The organism is Kosakonia sp. ML.JS2a, from assembly GCF_025642095.1.
Classification (GTDB): Bacteria; Pseudomonadota; Gammaproteobacteria; order Enterobacterales; family Enterobacteriaceae.
Genome location: NZ_CP106754.1, coordinates 2,319,971 through 2,333,147 on the forward strand (window position 1 = coordinate 2,319,971; position 13,177 = coordinate 2,333,147).

The window sequence follows — 13,177 nt, forward strand, 5'->3', positions numbered from 1 at the left end:
GATCAGCCCGCGCGAAGACCGCTTGCCAGCTGCGTGAAGGCGTCTATCACTTTGGGCAGCGTGGCCTGCGGATCCTCGCTGGCGGCTACCCACAGGGCGGCATTGAGTGCCGCGCCATTAAGCAAACGGGCGGCGGCCTCCACGTCGACGGGCTTCATTATGCCATCACGCAACATTTCGCTTACCGCTTCCCGCGTGGCCTGTAAACAGGCATTCTGGCTGGGCCAGCGCGAGGGATCGCCAAGAAAAGCAGGGCCATCCAGCAGCACAATGCGCTGCACTTCAGCATCCAGCGCCATTTCGATATAAGCGATGCCTTCCGCCAGCAGCCTTTCCCAGGGGGAGGTGATCTCTGCCGCCCGGTTTCTGGCGCGTAATGCCATTTCGCTGTCCAGTTGGGCGACAACGGCGGCGAGCAACCCCTGTTTATCACCAAAATTATGATACAGCGCGCCGCGTGTCAGCCCGACACTGGCGGTTAATTCGTCCATGGATGCGGCGGCAAATCCTTTCTCCGCAAATGCCTTACGGGCGGCGGTAACCAGTTTGCTGCGGTTCTCTTCCATCGTTTCAGCGCGACGTTTGGCGGCCATACTCTCTCCTGTATTCAAATACGCATCGTATGTGAATTGACATACGCCGCGTATGTGTGCTCTATTTCACATACGGCGTGTATATTAAATCATTGCTGCCCGCCGTGCATCCGTCCTTAACCGGCTATCAGCTAAAGGTGACTTATGATATTGCGTGAACCCATTTTCCCCGCTAACCGCCATGCGCTGTATGAGGAGCATGGTTATTCCGCGGCAATACGCTCCGGCGATTTAGTGTTTGTCTCCGGCCAGGTTGGCAGCCGCAGCGATGGCAGTCCGGAACCGGATTTTGCTGCGCAGGTGCGACTCGCATTCGACAATTTACAGGCCACGCTGGCTGCCGCCGGTTGTTCGCTGGATGACATTATCGATGTCACCACTTTTCATACCGATCCTGAAAATCAGTTTGCGACGATTATGCAAGTGAAGCAGGCGATATTTCCGCAGCCGCCGTACCCCAACTGGACGGCAGTTGGCGTCACCTGGCTTGCGGGGTTTGATTTTGAAATCAAGGTGATTGCCCGCATGCCGTCATAAAAAAAGCCTGCGAACCTTTTCAGGCATCGCAGGCTTTATTGGCGAGAGAGGCTTACAGCAGGTCGAAGCGATCCAGGTTCATCACTTTCGTCCACGCGGCGACGAAGTCAGTGACAAATTTCTGTTTGCCATCGTCGCTGGCGTACACTTCCGCCAGCGCGCGCAGGATGGAGTTAGAACCAAACACCAAATCAGTACGCGTTGCCGTGTATCTCACTTCACCGCTCTTACGGTCGCGGCCTTCGAACAGCTCAGCTTTTTCGTCAGTGGCTTTCCATACGGTGCGCATATCCAGCAGGTTGACGAAGAAGTCGGTGCTCAGCACACCCGGTTTATCGGTAAAGACACCGTGTTGGCTGCCATCGTAATTTGCACCCAGCACACGCAGGCCGCCAACCAGCGCAGTCATTTCCGGTGCGGTCAGCGTAAGTTGCTGTGCTTTATCAATCAGCAGCGTTTCGGTGGTAATACCGTCCCACACGCGACGATAATTGCGGAAGCCATCCGCCAGCGGCTCCATCAGACTAAAGGACTCAATATCGGTCTGATCCTGGCGTGCATCCACGCGGCCCGGCGTAAAGGGCACCGTCACCTGCACACCCGCCGCTGCCGCCGCTTTCTCGATGCCGACAACCCCCGCCAGCACAATGACATCCGCCAGTGAGGCTTTCGCCGATGTTTTCTGGATGCTTTGCAAGGCTGGCAGCGCTTTTGCCGCGATGGCATTCACTTCCCAGTCCTTTTGCGGCGCGAGCGCCAGACGTGCGCCGTTTGCGCCACCGCGTTTGTCACCACCACGGAACGTGGAGGCCGACGCCCAGGCTACCGAGATCAGCTCGCTGACGGATAAACCGGACTCGCCGATAGCCGCTTTCAGGTTGGCGATATCCGCGCCATTCGGCTGATGAACCGCTGCTGGCAATGGATCCTGCCAAATCAGATCTTCTTTTGGCACTTCCGGGCCGATATAACGGGATTTCGGCCCCATGTCGCGGTGGGTCAGTTTGAACCAGGCACGGGCAAAGGCTTCGTTGAAGGCTTGTGGATCGTTGAGGAAACGACGGGAAATCTTCTCGAAATCCGGGTCGAAACGCAGCGTCAAATCGGTAACCAGCATCGTTGGTTTGCGTTTTTTCGCCGGGTCGAACGGGTCAGGGATGATCTCTGGCGCATCTTCGGCAACGAACTGAATAGCTCCCGCCGGGCTGCGGGTCTGCACCCATTCGTATTTGAACAGGTTTTCGAAGAAGTAGTTGCTCCATTGCGTTGGTGTTTGCGTCCAGACCACTTCCAGCCCGGAAGTGATGGCGTCTGCTCCTGCACCGCTGCCGTAGTCGCTTGACCAGCCAAGGCCTTGCGCTTCAAGCGGTGCGGCTTCCGGTTCCGGGCCGACATGGCTGGCGGGTGCTGCGCCGTGGGTTTTACCCAGCGTGTGACCACCGGCAATCAGGGCGACGATCTCTTCATCGTTCATCCCCATATTGCCAAAGGTGGCGCGGATGGCGGCACCGGCAGAGGTGGGTTCGCCGCTGGCGTTCGGGCCTTCCGGGTTAACATAAATCAGCCCCATTTCGGTGGCGCCAATGGCCGCCTGGGCGAGGCTTTCCGGATGGCGGTGCGTCAGCCACTCTTTCTCGTTACCCCAGTCGATGTCGAGATCCGGTTCCCAAACGTCTTCACGACCCGCACCGAAACCAAAAGTGCGGAAACCGGCATTTTCCAGCGCCACGTTACCGGCGAGGATAAAGAGATCGCCCCAGGAAATTTTCTGACCGTATTTTTGCTTCACCGGCCACAGCAGGCGGCGGGCTTTATCGAGGCTTACGTTGTCCGGCCAGGAGTTAAGTGGGGCGAAACGTTGCTGACCCCGTCCGGAACCGCCACGGCCATCCACGGTACGATAGGTTCCTGCGCTGTGCCAGGCCATACGAATAAACAGCCCGATATAGGTGCCCCAGTCTGCTGGCCACCACGCCTGCGAGTCGGTCAGCACACCGCGGATATCGGCTTTCAGCGCGGAATAATCCAGCTTTTTGAATTCTTCGCGGTAATTAAAGGTGGCATCGAAGGGATTAGAACGGTTGGAATGCTGATTCAGCAAGTCTACGCGCAGTTGATTTGGCCACCAGTCACGGTTACTGGTTGTGCGGCCCGCTTCCGGCGATGTTTTTTTCTCATGAAAAGGGCATTGCCCGGCGGATGAGGTGTGGGATTGATCGTCTGACGTGCTCATATCTGGCTCCATTTGCTTTATGTCATGCCGTTACGATATACACTGCTTCCTGTTAAAGGTATTTGAATGAATCTACAGATTTGATAGCTAATACCTTTCTATCGGAGCGCAAAAAAACCGACAGAAAAGCGATAAATGAACTACTCACCCATAAACATTAGCAATTCCGTCACTGCCGTTGCGGTTTTTTTCGCATTGAAAGTGGTTTTGCGGTTGCGTACGCAAAAAAGATAACGTGATTAGCTGCGAGTAGCCTTCAGAGGAAGGGGACGGTTCCCCCCAGAAAACAGGGGGCGCGAAGAGTGGTCATCCGGCAGGCGGTATTTATATAATCCGGGCAAATCAATAAGAGTGATGTGACTTCTCTGGTTATTGGGTCTCCGATGGAGGAACCATGCTGCACACAATCCGTATCGTAAACAGAATTAACGAGATTCCCGCTGATAGCGCAAATACCCTCTATTTGCTTCCCGACAGTTGGGATGACTGGGGCACTTTCCGTAACAAATATTACGTTATCTATTACACCCGCTTTGGTAACCGCGAAGATCTGGGTTATATCAAAATCGGTTGCCCGCTGGAGCGGCTTGATGATCGCCGACCGATATTAGACGCGGTGTTACCTGCTCTGCCGCAAGGCTATTACGCATTAGGGCAGTCGGGGGAATATTATCAACGCGTTCGCGATCTGGGGCCTGAAACCGCGCGCGATATCCTGACAAAACTGAATGATGTGGTCTGGGATCGGCAACTGTACCTGCGACATCAGGATGACCAGGCGATGCGGGATTCCTTACAGCGTTATGTCTCCACAACGACCATTGAGGGGCAATTTCGCAATATTTTGCAGGGGCGCGCGGCGCTGACCGAGTTCCACTTTACCTACCAAAAGCAGTATCAACCGCTGCATATTGATTTTGATGTTTATCCCGAGTCGGTACCGCCAACCAATATCCACGTGCTGATTGGCAGCAACGGCGTGGGTAAGTCGACGATATTAAATGAGATCGCCGATATTGTTGTCGGTCGTTCCGCCAGCGATGACGCTAATATTTACATTAACGATGGCAGCATTTTTGCCAACGTCATTGCCATGTCGTTTGGTGCGTTTGAGAAATTCAATCCGCAATCCATCGAGAGACGCAGCCAGAATCAGGTGACCTACTCCTATATCGGTTCGAAGAAAAGTATCGAACTCGACGGTGAAACGTTGACCATCGGCAAAACCATGGATGATTTTTTCAACGAGTTTTACCAGAGTTTGCAAGCCTGTCGCTATGAACCGAAAAAAACACTGTTTCTCAACTGCGTCGAACATTTTCGCTACGACCCGATCTTAGCCGCACTGGCGCTGCCGGAGTTGCTGGAGCAGTGTGATGACAGGCAGCGGCTTTACGCAGCCTTTAATGGGCTGAGTTCCGGGCATAAGATTGTGGTTCTCAGTGTTGCGAAAATTATCGAAGTCATTGAAGAAAAGACCTTATTACTGATTGATGAACCCGAAACACATCTTCACCCGCCGCTGTTGTCTGCGTTAATTCGTCTGTTATCGACGCTGCTTGCCGAGTGCAACGGCGCGGCGATTATCGCCACCCATTCGCCGGTGGTATTGCAGGAAACGCCGAAACGCTGCGTGACGGTACTCTATCGTGACGGTGACACTGTAACGTCTGAGCGCCCCGAGCGAGAAACCTTCGGTGAAAACGTCTCTGTGCTGACCCGCTCGGCCTTTAACCTGGAATTGTCCCGCACCGGGTACGTCAACCTTATCCAGCAGATGGTGGATAAGTATCGCTATTTCGACGACATTTATCGGCAGTTCGGCGAGGAATTAGGAAGTGAGGCGTTAGCCATCCTCAGCGCATTAAGCGACGATGAAGGGGATATCTGAGTATGTACGAGCTACCGTTACCGACCGAACACCCTTTTGACATTTTTTCCTGCTTAGTGCCCGGCACGAAATTCGCCACATTGTTAGCGAATTCTGATGTGAGAGACAGCGTTTGGTTTTTTGACGAAATTTATCGCATTAAAGGCGCGACCGCGTCGCTCAATACGCTGCCGGTACTGAAGAAAGCGTTTTTACACCAGATGAGCAAAGAGGAGATGGAAAGTCTCTATAAAAACCGGTTGGTGAAGAGTACGAGCGGGCGCGATATGTACGACAACATTATGAAGACGGCGATTAACCGCACCTGCCCGCTGTGCAGTTTGCGCAAAGTCAGTACGCTCGATCACTATCTGCCGCAGGCGCACTACCCGCAATATACGTTGCTGCGCGTGAACCTGTATCCGGCCTGCATGGAGTGTAATAAAGCCAAAACCGACAAAGTGAATCCCCGCAAAGCGGAGCAAACGTACCATCCCTTTTTCGACAAACTGAGAGGGATTTTATGGCTGTCGGCGGAATACCGGGACGATCCTTCTCCGGCGCTGCACTATTACGTGAATGGCAATGTGCCGAACACTTACGCATTGCGGGACAGAATGCGTTATCACTTTAACGAACTGGCACTGGGCGATCTGTATGCCAGCTATGCCGGGCAGGCATTTTCGGATATCAAGGATGCGTTGCAGAGGGTTTACCGCAGAAAAGGTGCGGCGGGCGTGCAGAAATATTTGGCGCGTCAGTGGCGTTCGTATCGCAAATCCAATCCCAATAGTTGGGAAACCGTATTCTATGAAACACTGAAAAATTGCCCCGCCTTCTATAGCGGCGGGTTCAATAATATCGCCATGATCACATTCCCGTGATGGCATGCGGGGCTCCGCGCTGACGCGTCAGGGCTGGCCCCGCGTAGCTGGCTGAAGATGGCAGCGCCGGCGCTTTACGTCCCACTAAATTCCGCACTTGTGTCTTCAAAATCATCAGGTTATAAAAACAGTTCACCACAACAAAGGATGATGTGATGGCTGTCGTTACCCCGTTTCCCGTTGAACGCGCGCTGGCTGTGGTTAACCGCTGGTTTGATGAAACCACCGCCCGACATGCGCCGTCTCAGGTTGCATTCCCCACTGAAGATAACCCCTTGCGGGCGGCGGATTATGCGCTGACCGTTAATTGCGACGCGCAGCGCATCACGCTGGAGAGTGATGCCGAACGGTTTCGGGAAAACGATGCTGATTCGGACGACTGGCTGGGTGCCTTAACCGCAGAAGAGGTGAACAGGGTCTGGATCCCGGCCATCACCTCGCTTATCGAACAACGACTGCACGCCGCGTTTAATTACTACCGCTTTCGCGTTGACGCGCGTTTCGCCACCTGCGATGGCCTGCTGGCCGTCACCCTGCTGGATGTGGTTAATACAGCGAAAATCGACCAGCTTCGCTGCGCGATGGAGACCTGGCAACGCCAGGTACTGGAAGAGGGCGATGCCCCGACGGATACCAACTCGACGCTGTTTTATTGCAGTAATGCGCTCAACGCGGATTTGTACCCGCAGCCGGATATTGCCGGGCTGCTGCGCGGCTGCGCGCGCATTGAGCAGTTAAACCGCAGCCATCCGGCACTGGCGGAACATCGCCACTGGATGGTCTTCCAGTTGAGTGAATGGATCGAACAGCACTTTTTACCCCGTTACTTTACGGTGGAAAAATCGGGCTGGGGCGAGCGCCACTATCACCTGAAGCCGCAAGCGACGTTACTCGTTGATAGCGAGGATGGCGCGCAACCGCTCGATCTGTTGCTGTATGTGGCAGTGCTGATCCTGCGTTTTGAACCGAGCTACAGTAAACCGACCGGCTTGCAGTATCTGGCCCTGGCGCAGCAGTTGGGCAGTGAAAAAGCTGGGCGCTATCTGCGGGAAGGCAGCGGGACGCTGGCGGACTGTGAACACCGGAGTCCGCAGATGCATGGCTGCGCCAATGATGTACTGGCGCACATGACGCTGCATATGCGCGAGGAGTCCTGTGCGGCGTATCAGCAGGCTCTCGACTTTATTGTGCGGTTACTGGAGCAGGGGTTCCCGCGTCATTACCACATCACACTGAAGTCGACAGTGAAAGCCTTTCTGCCGGTTAAAGGCCTCGCGCGCTCCGATACGCACCGTTTTTTTGCGAATGCGCTGGGCTACCCGGAACTGCATGGGTTGCTGGAGCGGTATGTGCGTGTGGCTATCCATCAGTATGAATGGTATGCCGATGCGGAAGCGGAAAAAAACTGCATGCCCGGCAGCTATGCCGTCTTTGGGCTGGCACTGACCAGTGAGCGTTATTTCCCGCTGCTCTGCGACTACATGTCGCAGGTGGATGATGAACACCAGTCGGTACAGGATGCGTTTATCAGCGCTTTTATCGCGCATTACCGGCTGAATGAACAGACGCTGCCGGTGCTGGTTTGCTGTTTATGCCGCGCCACCGGGGCGCTGAAGATCAAGCTCCAGTCGCAGCTGAATGATGAATCCCTCCTGCGCCTGCTGGCAGCACAGCTGGCACGGTTACCGCCTCACAGCGTCGAACATATTCTGACGCTGGTGTGGGGGAAACGGGATAAGGTCGTGAAACTGGCGGCAAAAGCCGACGGCGATAAACAAAGTCTCTACCAGGCGCTGCTGCGTGCGGCGGACAAGGACGGCAATGTATGAGTTATATCGACGGTTACGATCATGAACTGATTGGTCAGTTAGGGTATCTGCCCATTTACCATCCACTGGAGAAGATCGACGGGGAAGGATGGGGGGCCTACGATTTCAGCGCCACGCCGGAGAATTTGGTGCTTGGCGGCGGCAGCGGTGAGCATCCGGGGCTGGTGGTGCACCATTTACCGATGCTGGCCACCCGCTTTCTGTATGCGCAGTTGAGCGATGCGGAAGAAGCGACGTTAAGCGACGGGCAGAAAGCATTTTTAGATGATCTCTACTATGCCGGGGAGGCGTTGGAGTTTTGCTGCTGGAGCGTAGCAGATTACGCCCGCTTGCAGACGATGGCGGAGAGCCCGACCTTTATGAACCCGGTTACCGCCGAAGAGCGGGTCGAGAACTGGATTGAAAAGTCACTGGGTGAACTGGTCTGGTATGCGCTGCCCGATCTGAACCCGCATCATCAGGCACTACAGGATATCTTCCAGCGTTTTGATATTTACCCCGCGATGCGCAATGTCACCATTGAACCCCCGGGCTACCCGCCAGGCGGCGGCAGAATCATCGAGAATGGCCGCGTGAAATGGGGTCATTGCCGTTGGCATGGTGGCACAACGGAACGGCAAAACTGACAAAACGTGCGGTCTTCTTGACACTCCATTGACAGTTGGCTGCCTGGTCAGTAATTTCATTTGTAATTATTGACCAGGCAAATATCATGACAAACCCTACTGATATTCCCACCCCCCGGCTTCATCTTGGTTTGCTGATCCACCTTGCAAACCAGTTCAAAGACCAGTTGATCAGCCACTATTTCTCCGCGACCGACATCACTGCGGCGCAGTTCAAGGTACTGATCAGCATCTATAAAGGGTTCAACAGCCCGGTGGAAGTCAGCAAAAACCTGCTGATGGACGCGGGTGCCATGAGCCGCATGCTTGAGCGCATGGTGAAGCGTGAGTTAATTGTGCGTAACACCAATCAGGACGATAAGCGCCAGGTCATTCTTGGACTGACCGACAAAGGGCGGGCGATTTGCGACCGTTTCCAGAATGAGGCGCTGGCCACCATTCTCGGAACGCTGACAGAACGCCTGACGCCAGACGAAGCGCAACAGCTCGTTGCGCTGCTGATCAAAATGCTGCCGGATGAGGCCACCCGCCCCCATCGCTAAGCTGTCCTGAATAAGGTTACGATAAAGATGCAAACTCCTTCTGCCCAACCGGAACGCGCGCCGGGTAAACGTAAACGCAACTTCGCCATTCTGTTCATTGTGCTGCTGCTGATCGCCGCAGGCTGCTGTGCCTGGTATTTCCTGTATGCCCGTTATTATGAAACCACCGATGATGCGTACGTGAACGCCAACCTGGTGACACTGACGCCGCAAATCTCCGGTACGGTCACTCAGGTTGCCGTTGACGAAGGTGACTATGTGCAAAAAGGCCAACCGCTGGTGCGGCTGGATCCCAGCGACACGCAAATCGCACTGCAACAAGCGGAAGCCAACCTGGCCAGCACCGTGCGTCAGGTGCGCGGTTTATACAGCACCGTCGATAATTACCGTGCGCAGGTCGAGGCGAAAAAAGTGGCGTTGCAAACGGCGCAAAATGACTATACGCGCCGCCAGAAGATTGCCGCCAGCGGCGCCATCGCCCCGGAAGATCTGGCGCATTATCGCGATGCGGTCACCAGCGCCAAAAGCGACCTTGCCGCCGTGCAACAGGCGTTAAGCACGAATCTGGCGATGGTGGATGACACGGTTATCGACAGCCATCCGGAAATCAAAAGCGCCGTTGCCACGCTGCGTCAGCGTTTTCTCGATAATGCGCGCAGCACCATTGTTGCGCCCGTTAGCGGCTTTGTTGCCAAACGCGCCGTGCAGCTTGGCATGCGGGTCGACTCCGGCACCACCCTGATGTCGATTGTTCCGCTGGATCAGGTGTGGGTTGACGCCAACTTCAAAGAGAGCCAGATGAACACCATGCGTCTGGGGCAAAAAGTGACGCTGACGGCGGATCTCTACGGCGAAGATGTCGAGTACCAGGGCACCATTGAAAGCCTGGGCATCGGCACCGGTAGCGCGTTCTCTCTGCTGCCCGCGCAGAATGCCAGCGGTAACTGGATCAAAATCATTCAGCGTTTGCCGGTGCGCATCACGCTCGATCCGCACGATATGGAGAAGCATCCGTTGCGCGTCGGGTTGTCGATGTTTGTGCGCGTCGATATCCGTAATACCGAGGGTCATCTGTTACCTCAGCAGACCGTGGCTGCACCGCGCTTTACCACAGACGTTTACCAGAACGCGCTGGACCAGGCCGATCAACTGGTGGCGAAAATTCTTCATGACAACAACCAGGCGGTAGCGTCCAACGCCCGCTAAGAGAGACGTTATGCAAGATAAGTCGGCATTTACGCCACCCAGCCTGCTGCTGGCGACTATCGCGTTGTCGCTGGCGACCTTTATGCAGGTGCTGGACACCACCATTGCCAACGTCGCGCTGCCGACTATCGCCGGTAACCTTGGCGTCAGCTCCGATCAGGGTACGTGGGTTATTACCTCGTTTGCGGTGTGCAACGCAATTGCACTGCCGCTGACCGGGTGGTTTACCCGTCGCTTTGGTCAGCTCAGGTTATTTGTCGGATCGGTGGCACTGTTTACGCTGACCTCGTTTCTGTGCGGTTTCGCCCACAGCATGACCGAGCTGATCATTTTCCGTGCGTTGCAGGGCTTTTTCGCCGGGCCGATGTTCCCGATGTGTCAGACGCTGCTGTTGGTGATTTTCCCCACCAGTAAACGCAGTATGGCGCTGGCGTTGCTGTCGATGGTGACGGTGGTTGCGCCGATTGTCGGGCCGATTACCGGCGGCTGGATCACTGATAACTACTCCTGGCCATGGATTTTTTATATCAACGTGCCAATTGGCATTTTTGCCGCCGTGGTGGTGTGGACGCAACTGCGTGCCCGCGAAGAGACCACCGTGTCATCGCCCATCGATTATGTCGGTATTGCGTTGCTGGTGCTGGGTGTCGGGTTGTTGCAGGTGGTGCTGGATAAGGGTAACGATCTGGACTGGTTCGCCGCGCCGGAAATCATCGTCATGTCGGTGCTCTCGGCGATTGCGCTGGTGTCGTTCGTGATTTGGGAACTGGGGGAACGCCATCCGATTGTCAACCTGCGGCTGTTTAAGGATCGTAACTTTGCCATCGGTACGCTGACACTGACGCTGGGCTATGCCGCCTTTTTCGCCATTAACATCATTTTGCCGCAGTGGCTGCAAACGCAAATGGGCTATACCGCCATCTGGGCCGGGCTTGCTGCCGCGCCGATGGGTTTTCTGCCGCTACTGCTGACGCCGTTTATCGGCCGCTATGCCAACAAGGTGGATTTGCGCATTCTCGCCACGCTGTCGTTTCTGACCATGGGGGCTTCTTGCCTGATCCGCGCACAGTTTAATACCAGCGTCGATTTCCGCACTGTGGCGGAAGTGCAGATGTTTATGGGGATCGGCGTGGCGTTTTTCTTTATGCCGATCACCACCATTGTGCTGTCGAACCTGCACGGCCAGGAAGTGGCGGAAGGGTCCGGTCTGGCGACCTTCTTCCGCGTGCTGGGCGGTTCGTTTGCCTCTTCACTGACCACCTGGATCTGGTCGCGGCGCGAGGTTTATCATCATGCGTCACTCACGGAGAGCGTGTCGGTCTACAACCCTGCGGCCATGGACTATCTGCATAAAATGGGTGGTGTAACGCAGCAGCACCTGGCGGCGGTGGATAAAACCATTGAGCAGCAAGCGTATATGATGTCGACCATCGACTATTTCTGGCTGTTAGGCTGGGGCTTTATGGCATTGATGGTGGTGATTTGGTTTGCACGTCCTCCGTTTGTGCGTTCCGGTGTGCCGGGCGCGCCATCGGCCGGGCATTAATGATAAAGATGAGAAACGTTATGGCACCCGTGTTACCTGGTCGTGATGGGCGTTTATTGCAGCACCGTTCGTTTGTGGCGTTCTGGCTGGCGCGAACCAGCCCCAGTTTTGGTTTCCAGATGTTATCAATCATCGTCGGCTGGCAGATTTACTCCCAGACGCACAGTGCGTTCTGGCTGGGCATGATTGGTCTGGTGCAGTTCTTTCCCTCGGTGACGCTGGCGTTGCCCGCCGGGCATATCGCCGATCAGTTCGACCGGCGGCGGGTGGTGTTGCTCGGACAGATCTGCGAATGGGTGGCGATTGTGCTGCTGGCGTGGCTGACGTGGAAAGGCGATGCCAGCGTCGGCGTGATTTTGCTGCTGATTTTTGTGATTTCTTGCGCGAAAACCCTTGAATCCCCGGCCATGGTCTCCATGCTGCCTGCGCTGGTGCCGACGGCGATTTTACCCCGCGCGACGGCGGCAAACGCGGTCTCCGGCCAGGCGGCGCAGATTGTCGGCCCGGCGCTCGGCGGGTTTTTGTATGCTGCAGGCGCGGATGTGGTCTACATCACCACCGCCGGGCTGTATCTGGTGTCGCTGCTATTGGTGATCACACTGCGTTATGAACAGGCGCAGCCGAAACGCACCCCGGCGACGCTGTCATCGCTGTTTGCGGGCGTGCACTTTATTCGTAACCGCCCGGATGTGCTGGGGGTTATCTCCCTCGATCTGTTTGCGGTACTGCTTGGCGGTGCGACGGCGTTGCTGCCGATTTTTGCTCACGATGTACTGCATACCGGGCCGATTGGCTTAGGGTTGTTGCGCAGTGCGCCAGCGGTAGGCGCTCTGCTGGTGGGCTTCTGGTTAAGCCATCGTGCGCTGAATCGCCGCGTCGGGATGATCATGTTTTTCAGCGTCGCCGGTTTCGGCGTCGCCACACTGGTCTTCGCCTTCTCAAGCTGGATGTGGCTCTCCCTGCTGGCGCTGTTTGCGCTGGGCGGTTTTGATATGGTCAGCATGGTGATCCGCGGTTCACTGGTGCAACTGGATACCCCTGATGACATGCGCGGTCGCGTGAATGCGGTGAACTCGATCTTTATTAATACCTCCAATCAGCTTGGCGAATTTGAGTCCGGGATGCTGGCTGCCTGGCTTGGGGCGGTGCCGGCCGCTGCGATTGGCGGCATCGGTACGTTGATTGTGGTGGCGTTATGGATGAAGTGGTTCCCCGGTTTGCGCCATCGTCAACGGCTGGAGAGCAGTGCAGGGTAGGGTGTCAAACGCAAAAAGCAAAAAGCACTGCCACGTGAAATCAGTGGCAGTGAAG

Annotated in this window: 11 protein-coding genes; 9 read left to right on the plus strand and 2 right to left on the minus strand. The window is 55.6% G+C overall.

Features of this window, described 5'->3' with window-relative positions; genetic code table 11:
• Positions 1–2: 2 nt before the first annotated feature.
• The gene (locus N7922_RS11135; RefSeq protein WP_263100585.1) at positions 3–593 is read right to left on the minus strand and encodes a TetR/AcrR family transcriptional regulator; all 591 of its coding nucleotides are present in this window, start codon (positions 591–593) and stop codon (positions 3–5) included.
• A 144-nt stretch (positions 594–737) separates the two neighbouring features.
• Here N7922_RS11135 and N7922_RS11140 point away from each other — a divergent pair, with 144 nt between their 5' ends.
• Positions 738–1,130, plus strand: coding sequence for a RidA family protein (locus N7922_RS11140; protein WP_263100586.1), 393 nt, complete (start codon positions 738–740; stop codon positions 1,128–1,130).
• A 52-nt stretch (positions 1,131–1,182) separates the two neighbouring features.
• Here the strand turns inward: N7922_RS11140 and katG are convergent, their stop codons facing one another.
• Positions 1,183–3,363 (minus strand): catalase/peroxidase HPI, encoded by a 2,181-nt coding sequence (gene katG / locus N7922_RS11145; protein WP_263100587.1) that lies wholly within the window; start codon positions 3,361–3,363, stop codon positions 1,183–1,185.
• 394 nt (positions 3,364–3,757) lie between these two features.
• On the opposite strand from katG, the gene N7922_RS11150 reads away from it, so the two are divergent.
• From N7922_RS11150 to N7922_RS11185, 8 genes are all read left to right on the plus strand, one after another.
• Entirely contained in the window at positions 3,758–5,254 is a 1,497-nt protein-coding gene (locus N7922_RS11150) for an AAA family ATPase (protein ID WP_263100588.1), read from the plus strand.
• Between the two features lie 98 nt (positions 5,255–5,352).
• Positions 5,353–6,117, plus strand: coding sequence for a hypothetical protein (locus N7922_RS11155; RefSeq protein WP_263100589.1), 765 nt, complete (start codon positions 5,353–5,355; stop codon positions 6,115–6,117).
• Between the two features lie 155 nt (positions 6,118–6,272).
• Complete coding sequence (locus tag N7922_RS11160; protein ID WP_263100590.1) at positions 6,273–7,946, plus strand: DUF6138 family protein; 1,674 nt, start codon at positions 6,273–6,275, stop codon at positions 7,944–7,946.
• Positions 7,943–8,572, plus strand: coding sequence for a hypothetical protein (locus N7922_RS11165; protein WP_263100591.1), 630 nt, complete (start codon positions 7,943–7,945; stop codon positions 8,570–8,572). Before N7922_RS11160 ends, N7922_RS11165 begins: the two co-directional genes overlap by 4 nt.
• Positions 8,573–8,658: 86 nt before the next feature.
• Positions 8,659–9,114, plus strand: a complete 456-nt coding sequence (locus N7922_RS11170; protein WP_263100592.1) for a MarR family transcriptional regulator — start codon at positions 8,659–8,661, stop codon at positions 9,112–9,114.
• A gap of 27 nt (positions 9,115–9,141) precedes the next feature.
• Positions 9,142–10,320, plus strand: coding sequence for an efflux RND transporter periplasmic adaptor subunit (locus N7922_RS11175; RefSeq protein ID WP_263100593.1), 1,179 nt, complete (start codon positions 9,142–9,144; stop codon positions 10,318–10,320).
• Between the two features lie 10 nt (positions 10,321–10,330).
• Entirely contained in the window at positions 10,331–11,866 is a 1,536-nt protein-coding gene (locus N7922_RS11180) for a DHA2 family efflux MFS transporter permease subunit (protein WP_263100594.1), read from the plus strand.
• Positions 11,867–11,886: 20 nt separating this feature from the next.
• Positions 11,887–13,122 carry an MFS transporter gene (locus N7922_RS11185; protein WP_263100595.1) on the plus strand — a complete coding sequence of 412 codons (1,236 nt, stop codon included), beginning with the start codon at positions 11,887–11,889 and terminating at the stop codon, positions 13,120–13,122.
• The last annotated feature ends 55 nt before the right edge of the window (positions 13,123–13,177 follow it).